Source organism: Sphingobium sp. MI1205 (genome assembly GCF_001563285.1).
GTDB lineage: Bacteria > Pseudomonadota > Alphaproteobacteria > Sphingomonadales > Sphingomonadaceae > Sphingobium.
Genome location: NZ_CP005191.1, coordinates 148,219 through 163,333, shown reverse-complemented (window position 1 = coordinate 163,333; position 15,115 = coordinate 148,219). Strand labels below are relative to the sequence as shown.

Genomic DNA, 15,115 nt, shown 5'->3' with positions numbered 1-15,115 from the left:
GTGGGGGTCCGGGGGAGGGCTTCGCGCCGGTGTCGATCATTACTGTTTGCGAGCGCCGCGAGGCCAGGGGCCTCGATGCGCATGTGCCGCTGATCCTGCGCGGCGACGCGCTCTATGATCCCGATCTGGATCGCTTCTTTCTCGACCTGCCGTTGTCGGGCGTCCGCTCGCGCCATTCGCTGCGCGCCTATGCCTATGATGTCGTAGTCTGGCTTCGCTTTCTCGATGCCTGCGGCAAGACCGTGTGGGCTGCGACCCGCGACGATGTCGACGCCTATCATCGTGAGCGACGCCGCGACGAGGCCGATCACCGGATAACGGCCGCAAGCTGGAACCGTGCCGTCGCCAGTCTCGATCGCCTTTACCGATGGGGTGAGCAGCACGGGCTGATCACTGACGCGCCGTTCAGCCGCCGCGCCGTGTGGCGACCGGCGCATGGTGGCCGTCGCGGCATGATCGCGGCGCGCAATGACGCTTATGAACGTGTTGCCAGGCGATCGGATGTGCGGTTCGTCACGATGGACGACTACCGCATTTTCCGCGAGGTCGGCCTGCGCGGCCTTACCCCTGACGGCACCGAGCGCCCCGGCGCGCGCGACCGGAACGGGCTGCGCAACGCGCTGTTCGCCGATCTTCTCGTCACCACCGGCCTGCGCCTCGAAGAGGCGTCGGGTCTACTCGCCGCCGAGCTCGCGGCGATCGACCGCGAGGACAGCGATGCACAACAACTTTGGCTGCCTCTCCCGCCACCGCTGACCAAGGGCGACCGGGGACGCAGCGTCCTGCTCCCGCGTCGGCTGCTTCGTCAGATTGCCGCCTACGTCGCCGTCGAGCGCGCCGCGGGCGTCGCCAAGTTCGCCGCGCGAGACGGCGCGACCAAGCTCGAACGACCGATCCCTGTCACCCGCGCCGGTCTCGACCGCATGCGCGATATCTGCACCCCGGAGGAACGATGCCGCCTGATCCTCTGCGACGAGGATGGACCGCCCCGCGAGCCGGCGGCGCTGTGGCTGACCGAGGTCGGGCAGCCTGTTCGGCCCAACTCGTGGGAGGTGATCTTCACCCGTGCTGGCAACCGGTGCGCGGAGAACGGCTTCCCGCTGTCGATCAACCCGCACCAGCTTCGCCACACGTTCGCAGTCCATATGCTTGCCTTGCTGATCCAGCAGCGACTGCGCGAAGCGGCATTGCCGGCGGGGCCGATGGAGAGCTACCGGCTGATCCTCGGGGACCCGCTGCAACAGGTGCAACGCCTGCTCGGCCACGCGAGCCTCACCACCACCTATATCTACCTCGACCATATTGCGACCCGCGCCGATACGGTGGATGCGGCGGTCGAGGAGCTGCTTGCGCTGCTGCCGGGACCGCAGGGCGCATGAGCGGTCGTCCCCGCAAGGGCCGGCCCGTCGCCTTCGTGCCGATCACGCCGGAGCCCGTGCAGCCTGATCCCGTGCTCGGCCTCAAGTTCACCATCGAGGCGCGGCATGGCGGGACGGTCCTGATCGATATGGCCGCACTCGATCCTCGTCCGCTCGCCATCGCCTTTGCTGGCGCATTGCGACGGTCGGCCGCGCTCGGAGGACCGATCGGTGCGGCGAGCGTCATCAAGCAGTATGTAAATGCCTACCGCCTGTTCTTCGCCTGGCTTGGCGACGAAGCGCTGAACGTGGCTGGCGTCGGCGACCTGCGCGCAGCCCATATCGATGGGTTCGCCTCCGCGCTCGACCGCCGCGGGATGGGCGCGATCCACCGGCACATAACGGTCGGCAAGATCGTCAACACATTGCGCGCGATCGAGGCAGACCGGCCCGATCGGATCGCGCCTGACCTGCATGAGCGGCTGCGCTACACACTGGCCACGTCGGCGGGCCGCTCGACCCCGCGCGATGCTTATAGCCCCTTCGTTGCCCGCGCGTTGCGCGACGCCGCGAGGACCGACGTCGAAGCGATGTTCCGCCGTCTCGGTGCCGACGACCGCACCGATGAGGGCGACCCGGTCATCGCCAGCGTGCGCGCCGAGGTCGAAGCGATCATCGCGCGGCAGGGCTTTATCGTCGCAGACCAGCCCGCGCTGAAGAGCCTCTATTTCATGCGCATGCGACGCGGATTGCCGATCAGCACGCTCATCGACGATCTGCATGGCCGCCATCACCTGCTTGCGCGCGATCTGCCGGCGCTGCTCGTGCTGCTCACGCTCGATACCGGGCTCGAGCCCGAGTGCCTGAAGGCGCTGACCGTGGATTGTCTCACCAACCCCCATGCCGGCACGGTGGAACTGCGCTATCTCAAGCGCCGCGCCCGCGGCGCCGAGCACAAGAGCATGCGCGTCCGCGACGGCGGTGGTGGCACGCCTGGCGGCCTCATCCGTCGCCTGATCGACGTCACCGCGCCAGCCCGCGAGCATCTGACCGATGATCGTCTTTGGGTTTATCACAACGTTGGCGGCCTGCGGGCGGGTATCGCTCATCCGAAGGAGCGGATCGCTGCCTGGATAGCACAGCATGCTATTGTCGATGACGACGGCAAGCCGCTCCACCTGCTGCTCTCCCGGCTCCGCAAGACCCACAAGGCGCTGTGGTACACGAAGACTGAGGGGCACATGGCCCGCTTCGCAGTCGGTCATTCGCGCGAGGTTGCGGGGCGCCACTATGCCGATCTGCCGTCGCTTCGGTCCCTGCACGAGAAGACCCTCGCTGACGCCTTTCGCGAAGCGGTCGCCACCGCGACGCCGACCGTGCTGCCGCCCACCGCCGAGAAGGCGTTGCGCCAATCGCCCGATCAGGCCGCGCCGCTGATGCCGCCCGATACCGTCGGTCCGTTGCTCGACGGCGAACAGGATGTCTGGCTCGCCGCCTGCGCGGGCTTCCATAGCAGTCCCTTCGCCGATGCCGGATCACCCTGCGCGCAGCCCTTCTGGGGTTGCCTCGATTGTCCCAACGCCGTCATCACCGCGCGCAAGCTCCCCGCGATCCTCGCTTTCCTCGCATTCGTCGAAGAGCAGAGGCTGAGCCTGCCCGCGAACGATTGGGCGGCCAAGTTCGGCCGCGTCCATGCCCGCATCACCGCCCAGGTCCTGCCGGCATTCTCCGATGCCGTCATCGCCGATGCGCGCCGGCAGATGGAAGGCGAACGGCTTTATCTGCCGCCGGAGGCACGCACATGACCATGCCAGCCCATGTCCAGGCGCCCGCCTTCGACGATCGCGCCGTGCTGGCGAGCGCGCCGCTCAAGGCCGGTCACGCCCGCGAAGATCTGTCGCGCGTCGGCGACGCGAGCTGGGATCTCGGTCCCGCCGTATTCCGCGAGAACGCCCGGCGCTGCCACGTCACCGTGCATTTCGACGTGCTCGAACATGCCGATGTCCAGGCGGCGATGCGCGCCTATCTCTACGCCCGCCTCAACGCCGATCTCCCCGGCTATCGGACGAAGTTACCGCCCGCCTGCATCCGCCAGGCATTCAACCGTGCCCGCCGGTTCTTCGCCTTCGCCCGTGAGCGGCTCGGACGGCTCGACGTTTCCCGTATCGATCAGCCATTGGTCGATGCCTATGCCCGTCATCTCCGTGACGATCCTGCCCGACGACCCGTCATCGTCGGTCACCTCCTCGAAGTGGTCTCCGATCTCTATTACTATCGTGACCACCTCGCTGACGGAGGCCTTGTATTCGAGCCCTGGGCCGGACAGGCGCCCGCCCGCGTTGCGGGCTACCGCCATGTCCGGGAGAACCGCACCCCACGGTTCCCGGAAGAGGTCATCGCCGCGCTGCTCGCCTGGTCGTTGCGCTACGTCACCGTCTTCGCTGACGATATTCTCGCCGCCCGCCGCGAGCTTGATCGGCTCGAAGCGCGCCGGGATCGCCTTGTCACCGCCGACGCCGGCCTCTCGGACCCTGATCGCCGGCAACGTCGCCGCACCCGCCTGAAGGCCTATTTCGATCGCCGACGCCGCGAGGGGCGCGGCGCACCGATCTGGGCCACCGCTCATAACGGCAAGCTGCGCGTCGACCCCAACACCGGCAGCGTGACCCCACCGATCAACGCCCATCTCTTACATCTCCATGTCGGGATCGACGTGCAGGCGGAACCGCACGCACATCTCATGCTGACCGGCGGCGAAGCGAGGCTGATCGATGCAGTGGCGGCCGAGCTGGGGGTGGAGGTCGGCGGCATGGACACGCCGATCTCGATCGATCCCGATAGCGGTCGGCCATGGCGCGAGCGCTTCGACGCGAAGACTCTCGCACACGAGGAACGGATGCTCCAGGCCGCCGCTTATATCGTGTGCGCCTATCTGACCGGCATGCGCGACTGCGAGGTGCAGGCGATGCGGCGCGGGTGTGTCTCTATCGCGCGCAGCGAGGACGGCCTGATCGAACGGCATCGCATCCGATCGACCATCTACAAGCGCCGGGCGGCGGTGGACGAAGTGGCGAGCTGGGTGACGATCGAGCCGGTCGCCGATGCGATCACGGTGCTCGAACGCCTGTCGGCAGGACCGGCGCGCGCCAGCGGCAGCGATACGCTCTGGCCGGTACTGCGCGCGAGCGCCGTCTCCAAGACGCATCTGTCGAGCGAGGTGGTCCGCCAGCTCAACGCCTTCCGCGACCACCTCAACACCGCCTTCGGCAACCCCGATATGCCGGTCATCCCGCGCGGTCCCGACGGCAAGCCGTGGCGCATCACGACACGGCAGTTCCGGCGCACGATCGCGTGGCACATCGCCAACCGCCCGTTCGGCACCATCGCCGGCATGATCCAGTACAAGCACGCCTCGGTCGCCGCTTTCGAGGGCTATGCCGGGACCAGCGCATCGGGGTTTCGCGCCGAGGTCGAAGCGCAGCGCCGGCTCGGTCAGATTGACGATCTGCTGGACTATTTCGACCGCCGTCAGGGCGGCGCATCGCTCGGCGGCCCAGCGGGACCGCGCATCGCGCGGACGCTCGACGATGCCGCCGTCAGACAAGGGCCTTTGCCCGCCATGATCGCCGATCGCGCCCGCCTGCGCGTCATGCTCGCCAGCGTCGCGCGCACCTTCCATGTCGGCCCGCTCGCGGATTGCTTCTTTGATCCCGCGACCGCGCTCTGCCTCAAGCGCGTGACGACCCCTGATCCCGCGCAGCCGCTCACCGCCCTGTGCGAGCCGACCCGCTGTCCCAACGCCTGCATCACCGCCCGCCACAGGCCGGCCTGGGAACGCGCGGCGGCCGATGCCAGGGCGCATCTACGCGAACGGCGCATCTCCGATCTTCAGCGTCAGGCTCTCCAGCGCGAGCTTGATCGCCTGACCGCGGTGATTGCCGGGATCGATCCTCCCACGCCGTAGACCACCCCGGCTGTTGGCGGAGTCCTGCGCCGGTCGGCGCGCCCGCGCAACGGCTTCGCCGTCCTTCGCTTCGCTGCGGCCCTGACGGGTGCGCGAGCCCCCCTGTGCCCGGCGCGAACGGGCCTCCGCCGCCGGGGATGGTCCCCGGCGCGAGAACGGAGAACAGATCATGTCAGCCTCACCACGTGTCGACGTCTATGCTCGCGTCACGCAAGCGATCGTCGACGCCATCGAAGCCGGCACCGGCACCTGGCGCATGCCATGGCATCATTCTGGCGCCGACGTCACCCGCCCGACGAACGTCGCCAGCGGCAAGCCCTATCGCGGCATAAATACGGTCTCGCTCTGGGCAGCCGCCTATGGCAGCGGCTATGCGAGCGGCGTCTGGGGCACCTATCGCCAGTGGCAGACGCTCGGCGCGCAGGTCCGCAAGGGCGAGCAGGCCAGCCTCGGCGTCCTCTGGAAGGAGTTTCGCGCGAAGGATGACGACGCCGGCGACGATGACGACCACCGCCGGCTTTTCGCCAAGGCGTTCAGCCTGTTCAACGCCGATCAGGTCGATGGCTATGCGCCCGAACCGGGGCCGGACCTGCCCGAGAGCGAACGCCTCGCCGCCGCCGAAGCCTTCATCGCCGCCCTCGGCATCGATACCGTCTACGGCTCGGCCAGCGCCTATTATCACATCGCCGAAGACCGCATCCACATGCCGGATTTCAGCGCCTTCCACGATGCCCACGGCTTCTACGCCACCCATATTCACGAGGCGGCTCATGCCAGTGGCGCAGCTCACCGGCTCGACCGGGATTTCAGCGCCAAGTGGACCAGGCACGCGCTCGCCATGGAGGAAGCGACCGCCGAACTGACCGCATCGTTCCTGCTCGCCGATCTTGGGATCGCGCACGAACCGCGACCCGATCACGCGGCCTATATCGCCTCCTGGCTGCAACTGCTCAAGGACGAGCCCCGCGCGATCTTCACCGCGGCGAGCAAGGCGCAGGCAGCGGCCGACTGGATGCACGCCCGTCAGCCATGATCCAGCAGCGACCAAAGCCGAGCGGCCGATCCCTCGCGGGCTCGGCCGCTTCGTCGCGCACGGCGATGCGCGGGCTTCGCCCGCTCACCAGCGGACGCCGCTGGCGCGGCGGCGCTGATTTCTGGGCCTCCCTCGATGCGGGTCTGGTCGGCGCTCCCTGCTAGGCCCGCCACGGCGCGCCGCAAGCCCGGCTTCGCCGCGCTGCTCCATTGCATTTCGCCCCTCCGGGTGCGGCCCCCCGCTTGCGCGGGCCTCTCCGGTCGTTCTCGCCGCCCACCCCCGCCTCGGGGGAGCCATGGGGTTTTTAGGCAGTGCAGGAGGCACCGATGGTTTTCACCTTTCAACCGCCATTTTTCGCTGGACTGTCAGGATATTGCGCCGAGATCGGGGCGGGGCTCTGCTGTGCTGACCTTGGTCTGCCCAACGTCCTCCATGACAGTCATGCGAGCTATGTGGCGCATTGGCTCGGTATCCTCCGCGGCGACAAGACCGCGATCATCCACGCTGCCGCCAAGGCTGAACAGGCTTTCGCGTATCTCAAAAGCTTCGGCGCGGCGAGCAAGGCGCAGCCGGCAGCCGACCGGATGCACGTCCATCGGGGCCACCCCCACGCCGAGGTTCAGTATTTCAGGCCGGTATCACAAAGCACCGTTGCCACGACGGCATCAGCCGTCAACCGCCCCGATGCCAGCAGCTTTGCCGCGGCGCAGACGTTCGCAGCGGCAGAATAGCCGACGTACAGGCCCTCGCGATGGGCCAGAGTACGCCGCCACTCTTCAGCTTCATCATCGCTGATGCCGACACTCATATCCATCAGCGACGGATCCCAGTGCGGCGGAACCGTGCCATAACCGATGCCCTGGAGTTTATGCCGGGCGTCGAGCACCGGTTCTCCGGCCAGCGGCCGCGCGTTCAGCGGTTCGACAGCGGCGCAGACCGTACCGGGATTGGCGCGCTTCAACGCCTTTGCAACGCCCACGAAGGTGCAGCCCGTGCCGACCGCTGCAACCCATCCGTCGACCGGGCCACCGAACTGCGCCAGGATCTCCGGGCCTGTCGTGGTCTCGTGCGCTGCGATCCCCTCTGCAGCGTTGAACTGATCGACGTAGAAACCGTCACGCGCCCGGGCGATCGCGCAAGCCGCCTGTGCGGCAGCATTGACATCGGAACCCGTCACCTGGCCCGGGCTTCCATCCACCTGGGCGATGAGCACCACTTCGGCGCCGAGTCCTTCGAGCATCTTCGCTCGCGCCGGACTGTTGCCTGCCGACATCGTGACGACGAGGGGATGGCCGAGCGCGGCGCATGCCACCGCCAGTCCGGCGCCCATGTTTCCGCTCGTCATTTCCACGACCGGCATTCCCGGCTTCAGCCGGCCATCCTCTCTTGCGGCAAGCAGGATCGCCTTGGCGGCACGGTCCTTCACACTTCCCCCGGGCAGCAGGAACTCGGCCTTGGCGATGATGCGACCAGGACCCGTGTAGATGCGATCCAGTGCGATCAAAGGCGTGCCGCCGATTATCTCAATGGCCGACGCGGCGAGCATGACTTCTCCGACAATGACGGGTGCGGAAGGTCACATCCGCACGACATGAAAATACTGCGACTTTGATACGCGGGCGTTCGCCTGCTGACCAGCGCTCGCGGCCCGACGATCCTCAAACCGGAAACGGCCAGCGGCCGGTTTCCTTCCTCAAGAAAGGACTCATCATGGGATGGCTCTTCATGCCCTTTACGTCGATGGGCGGCCACAAGACCGCCAAATCCTATCTCGACGCGCAGCTTACCTACGAAAACACGCTCGAGGACGGCACGAAACGCGGCCTCAGGGTGCTCGCGTCCTCCTGTCCGGGAAATCGGACCTATTACGCCGCAGCCCAGGAAATCGTGGACGGCATTGCCGGCAACGTTTTCGCGGTAGTGTGCCTGGTGCGCTGGAATCCACGCTCGCGCGATGGCCACCAGTTCGGGTACAAGGATAGTGCGCCGTTGCGGCGCTGAAATGGAGTATCAGTGATGATGAGGTAAGTTGAGAATGCCTCTGCTCGCCGGACTAACCTCGGGCCTCACAAGGTCTGAAATCCCGAAAGGGACGGGGAACAATAGCATGTTCGGAAAAGGCCAGATGCGTCTTAGTCGCAAATGGAGGCGATGACGGTCAGGGCAAGGTGCGTATGGTGAAGGCTACACTGCTTAAATCCCAGTCTGCAGCAATCTATATAGCGATACTGGCGAAAGCGACTGTCACGCCAGGTCCGGATGATGACAGCGGTCTCATGTCTTGGCCGCCTGTTTCTCAGCCCATCCGGTGCGCCTCTCGTCGAGGGGTTTAGTGGACGAACGGGACACCTAACCGCGCCGCATCTCCATTCAGCGTAACTACGGGATGCCCTAAACAGGCGGCTTCTGCCGGCCTGCATGGGTACGGAGCCGCCATATTACTCAAATGCCCGGGGTAATGCCCGGGACATCGACCTCTTCGGAGGCGGCGGTGCAACTGTATAAGGTCTCGAGCGATCGGGCCGAAAGCGGGGAAGACCGGGGGAAGGGCGGCAGCTGTGATTCTTCAACCACCGATCATGGGGTGTGCTGATGCTGCCAGAAACTGTGAAAGGCCGGTTGGAGGCCATTCCGGCGCTCGTTGCGTCGGGCAAAAGGGTGAATGGACTCTATCGTCTGATGGGGTCTCGCCTCCTTTGGGAGGAGGGGCTCCAGAAGATCGGATCCAACAAGGGTGCGATGACGCCGGGTATTGACGGCGAGACCTTCGCGGACTTCGGACCGGAAGACCTCGACCCGATTATCGCCAGCGTGACGGCAGGGACCTATGATCCCAAACCAGTGCGTCGGGTGTTTATCCCGAAAGGCAAGGGCAAACGGCGTCCGCTGGGCATTCCCACGCGCGACGACCGCCTCGTTCAGGAAGTGGCGCGGCAACTGCTCGAACGGATCTATGAACCGGTGTTCTCGAACGCCTCCCATGGATTCCGGCCGGGCCGGTCGTGTCATACGGCGCTTGAACACGTCAAAGCCGTATGGACGGGGGTGAAATGGCTCGTAGATGTGGATGTCGCGGGGTTCTTCGAGAACATCGACCACGACATCCTCCTGCGGCTGTTGCGGAAAAGGATCGATGACGAGAAATTCATCGGCTTGATCGGCAGCATGCTTAAGGCGGGTGTTATGGAAGACCGGGTTCACACCCGGACCTACAGCGGCACTCCGCAGGGCGGTATCGTCTCTCCAATCTTGGCCAACATCTACCTCCATGAACTCGATATGTTCATGGCGGAACGGATCGCGGCTTTCGAGAGGGGGAAGGTCCGTGCCACGAACCCGGAATATGGGCGACTGGCTGGGCGCATCCAGAAACAACGGAAGCGCGTCACCATGCTGCGGGCCAAAGACAATGTCGACGAGGTGAAGGTTGCGGCCTCCTTGGCCAAAATCCAAACCTTACTGCCGCAAAAGCGGTCCATCCCGTCGAGAGACGCGATGGACCCCGGTTATCGCCGACTTCGTTACTGTCGCTACGCGGACGACTTCATGATTGGGGTTATCGGTAGCAAGGAGGATGCACGAAGCGTGTTCGCCGAAGTCAGGGCATTCCTGACCGAGGCGCTGGCGCTCACGGTGTCCGAGGAGAAAAGCGGTATCCGCAAGGCGAGCGATGGAGCCGCCTTCCTTGGATATGAGGTCCGCACATATACGACACGCCAACGGGTTGTCCGGAGCCGACAAGGTTCCGTCAGCTTCCTTCGTAGGCCGCCGTCGGAAGTGATGCAGCTGCATGTCCCTTGGGAGAAGGTCCACGCGTTCGCTTCTGCAAAAGGTTATGGTGATCTGTCGGTGTTGAAGCCGCGTCATCGTAGCCTGCTGCTCAGCTGCAGCGACGTTGAGATCGTCCTAGCTTACAACGCCGAATTGCGGGGTTTTGCGAACTACTATGCTCTCGCCAAGGATGTGAGCTTCAAGCTGAACAGGCTTGAGTTTCTCCAGCGGTGGAGCTTGTTCAAGACCTTGGCCAGCAAGCACAAAACCAATGTGCGAGCGGTCTTGGCCCGCATGAGGACGGGGCAGGAATTCACCATCGGCTACGACGTCGATGGCCAGCCCCGATCGGTCAAAGTCTGGAAACTGGCTCATCTGAAACGTGATCCGGCCACCTCGTCCAGGATTGATATCCAGCCTTGGACGCAGGTGTTCACCCACTCACGTACGGACTGGGTTGATCGTCAGAATGCCAAGCAATGCGAGGCTTGCGGTCGATCCGATGTTCCGTGTCAGGTGCACCATATCCGGGGGATGGCCGATGTTTCGCACCGCGGTTTTGTCGTGAGAATGAAGGTGGCACGCGCCCGCAGGACGGTGGTCCTGTGCGAGCAATGCCACTGGGATACTCACAGAGGCCGCCTGCCCGATCTACGGCAAAGTGATGGTTCGTCACAGTGGAGAGCCGCATGCGGTGAAAGCTGCACGTGCGGTTCGGCGGGGGGATCAGGGCTGACTCCATGAGCAGCACCAATCCTACCCGACTGACCGAAAATATGGGGCCATGCGAGGCCGACTGCCCCGCGGCGATCCTCGATCTGCTGAGCCCGACCGAGCATGAATATGCGCTCGATTGGCGCGCACGTTGCCGGGCGAACCTTGCGCACCGCGCGCGCAAACTCGCGGACGGGGATCGCATCCGGCTTCCCGAGCCGGTGACCTTCACCGACGGTAATGTCGCGCAGGAGTTCGTCGTCTGCAAGCGCGGCCGGAGGCTCGTGCTTCGCGATCCGCAGAATGGCTGCTTCTACCGGATCAGTCGCCTCATGACGCGCGCCTGGGTGGTCGTACCGGTCACCAAGATCCACAAGACGCTGTTTGCATGAGCGTCAATCCTCGAGGAGAAAGGGATCAGGTCATGACGACGGCCATCGACAGGCGTTGTCTGTCTCCCAAACGCCAGTTGCTCTGCAGCCGCGAGAATGCCCTGCGCGTCGCCAGCCGGATTTTCGATCATTCGCAGGGTAAGGTAAGCATCCTGCGCACTACCGATCCGCTGCAGCCTTTCCGCATCTCTACCGACCCTGCGTCGTCGGGCCTGATCGTCCTCGAGATGGTCGCCTGAAGCCCTCTCCATTCATGTCTTCCGGAGCAAAGCCCATCCGCATGCTGACCGCCGCTGCAACGCAGCCAGGCCCATGATCCCGCCGCTCGCGACCCATGGCAAGAGGGAAGGGGGATGAATGACGGTGTTCTCCAAGCTGGAAGGATCCGCCATGGACACTAACTTTTACATTACCGCGCGGTCTTCGAAATTCCCCCTCGACTACGCACACAGCAGGGAGGACGCAGCCGCGCTGCTCGCGCGTCACCGCGATCGCCATCCCGACGCTGTTGTCGAGTCCACCAACGCCTATTTCGAACGCACGCGCGCCGAAACATTGGCGTCATTTCCTCTCAGCCGGATCACGCAGCGTTTCTACGACGCTATGCTGGGCGTTCTCCCGCCACAATATATCAAGGGCGTTGCGGGCTTCTTTCTCTCCGAAGCGGCGACCCAGAACATCCACGCCCAGTTCATCGTGCATGGCGGCTGCACCTACGGTGGTTACGCGGACCTGGCGCGCGAATCCCGCAAGATCTGGACCATTGCCGACGTCCTTGAACTCGAAAGCCGGGCCGGCGCGCGCACCTTGACGTTCGACTGGTTTCCTGGGGACTGAACTTCGTGTTCGACGCAATGGAAAAGATCAGCGCCCTTTGTCATAGACATCGAATGTATCGTTTTCTGTGTTTCCTATTCCTTGTCTCCGCATGCGACGTCCGGGGTGCTCCCGTCAATGAGCCGGGGTTTACCGCATCCGCTCGCGCGCTCGATGGCGACACGATTGCAGCCGATTTCCGTCTCCTTGGTGTCGATGCGTTCGAGCGCCGTCAGCTCTGTGAACGGGCGCGGTCGTGCTGGGAATGTGGCAAGGCGGCTCAGGATCATGCCGCGCGGATTCTGGGCGAAGCCGACGCCCAAATCCGGCTCACCAACCGCTCGAGCTATGGTCGGCCGGTGGCGACTGTGACCGTGAAAGGCCGCGATCTCGGAGAGACGCTGATCCGCGCGGGTCTCGCCATTCCCCAACCCCAATTCCTGAAAACCGATCCGGCGCGTGCGAAGCAATATACCGAAGCCTTTGCCGCCGCGCAGCGAAACAAGGCTGGCGCGTTCGCTGGCCAGTGGATCGAGCCGGCTCGGTGGCGGCGCGGCGACCGCCTCGCTTGTGAGCGGTGATCTCCAAGGCTGGAGCGGCGTACCGCGCGGTCCCGTCAGGCAGTGAGGCCGGGATCGGCCCACCAGGAACGGCCTTGCCTGAAGTTCTCGGTTGAGGCGACGACAGGGCCATCCGGTTCGTCAGCTACATAAGGCGAGACCAGCGGACGTGCCCTGATTTTCCGGCGGTGGATGCTGCCCGCGACGCGGCCGCGCGCTTCGAGCAGCTCTTCGAGCCACATCAGATCGTCGAGCATCTCGACGATGCCGCGGCCAGCGAGGCAGAAATAGATGCAGCGCTGGAAATCGTCGCCTGCCGGATTGCTCAGGATGGACGCGAGCTTGCGCTTGCCGCCCGTCTCACCCTCATGGACCCAGGACATCGCCTCGCGCAGTTCGCGCACCGAATAATAGGCATCCTCGACATGCATACCGATCGCCGCATTGGCCAGCATGCGGCGGGTGGGGCGGTTTTGATCGTCAAGCGCGGCATCGCGCAGCGTCACATCGAGATCGAACGGTTCAAAATAGCGGGCGGCCTGCTCGGTCATTAAAAATCTCCCTTGAATGGAACATAACATGAACAATTATCCGGTCAAGTCACGCTCGATCGCTGTCATGGTGGGACTGCCGCACCTTGCTGATGGGGTGCTCCTGCGGCGCGCCCGACAGCTTCAGCAGCCCGTCCTGATTTCCGCCAATGCCCTGTCGCGCTGGTCGACGAAGCGAGGTTGGCGCGAATGGGCCGGCTGGACGACGCGGCCACTCATGAATGCGCATGGTCTTCGCAGCCTCAGCCTCGACAGCGCGGGGTTCAGCGCAATGGTCACCTATGGGCGCTATCCCTGGACGGTCGATGATTATGTCGGCCTGGCCGCAGCCTATCCATTCCGCTGGTGGGCAAGCCTCGACTATTGCGTCGAGCAGGAAGTGGCCAGCGATCGCAACGAGGTGCTCGACCGCATGTCCCGTACCATCCGGGCCAACATCGAATGCCGGCTGCGCGCTGAAAATGCCGGGATCGATGCGACCTTCATGCCGGTCATTCAGGGACGTCATCCCGGTGATTATGAACGCTGTGCAGTGGCGCTCGCGCATATGATCGAGCGCGCCGGGCTTGTCGGTGTCGGCAGCATGTGCCGGCGCCCTGTCCATGGCGCGGATGGACTGATCGCCGTCGTTGATCGTCTCGACCAGGTGCTGCCAAGGCAGACCCGTCTGCATCTCTTCGGCGTCAAGGGCGCCGCCATCCCCTATCTCACCGCCTTCGCCCATCGTATCGCCTCGATCGACAGCCAGGCCTATGGGGTCAGCGCGCGCATCGCCGCGCGACGTTGTGGTCAAGCCAAGACCGACCGCTTGGTGGCGGACCATATGACGCAGTGGTTGCTCAGACAGCATGCTCGCCTTGATCGGCCTTCGCGACAGTTGCCGGTGCAACCTGAGGTGCCGCCACCTCCCGAACCGGCAGACCCCTGGGAGCGGGTGATCGCACAGGCGCGCCGCGAGATACGCGATCTCATCGAAACCGGCGATCTCGACCATGACGAGATGACGGCCCTGTGGACCGAGCAATGGGCAGCGGACATCTACGGCGCAGCATCAGCGGACTGAAGGTGAGGAGAGGGGGAACGGAGGTGTGAGCGGCCGAACCGCTCGAGACCCGGAGACTCTCATGAATTATGATCTCGCCTTCCGCTACAGTCAGGCTCTCGATCCCAGCGCGCTGATCACGATCGGCACGGCGCTGCATGCGATCCACGCCGCCATCACCGATTGCCGCAACGCCGGCATCGATCTCGAACGTGATCCGGCGGTTATTCTGCTTGCGCGCCATCTGGGGACGGTGTGCGAAACGCGTGCACCGGACGCGGATCTGCGGCGCGACTGCATCGCGCGGATCGCCGAGCTGCGGAACCGGCCGGTTCTGAAGACGCTCGCCTATCGCGGCGTTGCCCATGACGAGCCCGCCAAGCGCCTGTTTCATTCGGAGGGGCGCGCCGCCATGCGCCGCCTGGCCGACGCCCTCGCGCTCGACGAGGGCAGTTTCGATATCCGGTCCAACAAGGGTGGTCCCGCCGTGTCAGGCGAAGTGACGCTGCACGGCGAGGATGTCTGGGTGCAACTCTCGCTCGGCCTCTCCGGTCCCGATCGGGAAGTGTGCTTTCGCAAGGTGCAGGGCCGCGACGATCATCTTGGAGACCGTAATTGTTGGGCGTCAATCCGCGAACTTGTCGACCCGGGCCGCTTCGCCGCACGAATCCGGCGGGAGCTTCGCTTGTCCACATCGCAGCCCGTTGTTCCCCGTCTCGTCGCCTGAACGAAGGCGATCATGCGCATTCTTTTCGTCCGCGTCAGGATCGGCGTCCAGGAGTCGGGCTATTCCTATCGCCTCTATATACCTTTCACGGAAAGTTCGTTCGAACGGCAAGCGTTGATCTCGGTGCATTCCGATTTCGGGCGCGGGCTTGCGCGCGCGTATGCCAGTTGTGGGTGTGATCGAGAAA

13 protein-coding genes and 3 pseudogenes are annotated in these 15,115 nt (G+C 64.7%); 13 read left to right on the top strand and 3 right to left on the bottom strand.

All coding sequences use genetic code 11. From position 1 onward, the window contains the following. Positions 1-29 precede the first annotated feature (29 nt). The 4 genes from K663_RS21600 (at position 30) to K663_RS21585 (ending at position 6,355) form a co-directional block, all read left to right on the top strand. Positions 30-1,379, top strand: coding sequence for a tyrosine-type recombinase/integrase (locus K663_RS21600; RefSeq protein WP_020818725.1), 1,350 nt, complete (start codon positions 30-32; stop codon positions 1,377-1,379). Beyond that, positions 1,376-3,163, top strand: a complete 1,788-nt coding sequence (locus K663_RS21595) for a hypothetical protein (protein ID WP_020818726.1) — start codon at positions 1,376-1,378, stop codon at positions 3,161-3,163. The genes K663_RS21600 and K663_RS21595 overlap by 4 nt, the downstream gene beginning before the upstream one ends. After that, positions 3,160-5,322: an integrase gene (locus K663_RS21590; RefSeq protein ID WP_020818727.1), complete on the top strand. Its 2,163-nt coding sequence runs from the start codon at positions 3,160-3,162 to the stop codon at positions 5,320-5,322. The genes K663_RS21595 and K663_RS21590 overlap by 4 nt, the downstream gene beginning before the upstream one ends. Before the next feature lie 169 nt (positions 5,323-5,491). Further along, entirely contained in the window at positions 5,492-6,355 is an 864-nt protein-coding gene (locus K663_RS21585; RefSeq protein ID WP_020818728.1) for an ArdC family protein, read from the top strand. Here the strand turns inward: K663_RS21585 and K663_RS24090 are convergent. Further along, positions 6,346-6,570, bottom strand: a complete 225-nt coding sequence (locus tag K663_RS24090; RefSeq protein ID WP_062118092.1) for a hypothetical protein — start codon at positions 6,568-6,570, stop codon at positions 6,346-6,348. The two genes, K663_RS21585 and K663_RS24090, sit on opposite strands and share 10 nt — an antisense overlap. A 162-nt stretch (positions 6,571-6,732) precedes the next feature. Here K663_RS24090 and K663_RS23605 point away from each other — a divergent pair. After that, a pseudogene (locus tag K663_RS23605) lies at positions 6,733-6,936 on the top strand (zincin-like metallopeptidase domain-containing protein); the annotation flags it as partial. A gap of 38 nt (positions 6,937-6,974) precedes the next feature. Here K663_RS23605 and K663_RS21570 read toward each other — a convergent pair. Next, complete coding sequence (locus K663_RS21570; RefSeq protein ID WP_020819407.1) at positions 6,975-7,901, bottom strand: PLP-dependent cysteine synthase family protein; 927 nt, start codon at positions 7,899-7,901, stop codon at positions 6,975-6,977. Positions 7,902-8,065: 164 nt separating this feature from the next. Between K663_RS21570 and K663_RS21565 the strand changes: the two are divergent. The 6 genes and pseudogenes from K663_RS21565 to K663_RS21540 all read left to right on the top strand — a co-directional run. Continuing rightward, positions 8,066-8,335, top strand: a pseudogene (locus K663_RS21565) (DUF6927 domain-containing protein); the annotation flags it as partial. Between the two features lie 612 nt (positions 8,336-8,947). Next, on the top strand, positions 8,948-10,870 hold the full coding sequence (locus K663_RS21560) for a reverse transcriptase domain-containing protein (RefSeq protein WP_020819409.1): 1,923 nt from the start codon (positions 8,948-8,950) through the stop codon (positions 10,868-10,870). A gap of 20 nt (positions 10,871-10,890) precedes the next feature. Continuing rightward, positions 10,891-11,232, top strand: a pseudogene (locus K663_RS21555) (DUF6927 domain-containing protein); the annotation flags it as partial. A 32-nt stretch (positions 11,233-11,264) separates the two neighbouring features. Further along, positions 11,265-11,471, top strand: coding sequence for a hypothetical protein (locus K663_RS21550; protein WP_020819411.1), 207 nt, complete (start codon positions 11,265-11,267; stop codon positions 11,469-11,471). A 118-nt stretch (positions 11,472-11,589) separates the two neighbouring features. Then, positions 11,590-12,069: a hypothetical protein gene (locus K663_RS21545; RefSeq protein ID WP_020819412.1), complete on the top strand. Its 480-nt coding sequence runs from the start codon at positions 11,590-11,592 to the stop codon at positions 12,067-12,069. A 53-nt stretch (positions 12,070-12,122) separates the two neighbouring features. Continuing rightward, positions 12,123-12,629 (top strand): thermonuclease family protein, encoded by a 507-nt coding sequence (locus tag K663_RS21540; protein ID WP_020819413.1) that lies wholly within the window; start codon positions 12,123-12,125, stop codon positions 12,627-12,629. A gap of 35 nt (positions 12,630-12,664) precedes the next feature. Here the strand turns inward: K663_RS21540 and K663_RS21535 are convergent, their stop codons facing one another. Beyond that, complete coding sequence (locus tag K663_RS21535; RefSeq protein WP_020819414.1) at positions 12,665-13,159, bottom strand: hypothetical protein; 495 nt, start codon at positions 13,157-13,159, stop codon at positions 12,665-12,667. Between the two features lie 28 nt (positions 13,160-13,187). On the opposite strand from K663_RS21535, the gene K663_RS21530 reads away from it, so the two are divergent. Both K663_RS21530 and K663_RS21525 read left to right on the top strand, forming a co-directional pair. Then, entirely contained in the window at positions 13,188-14,222 is a 1,035-nt protein-coding gene (locus tag K663_RS21530) for a deazapurine DNA modification protein DpdA family protein (RefSeq protein WP_020819415.1), read from the top strand. 61 nt (positions 14,223-14,283) lie between these two features. Further along, on the top strand, positions 14,284-14,928 hold the full coding sequence (locus K663_RS21525; protein WP_020819416.1) for a hypothetical protein: 645 nt from the start codon (positions 14,284-14,286) through the stop codon (positions 14,926-14,928). Positions 14,929-15,115: the final 187 nt, after the last annotated feature.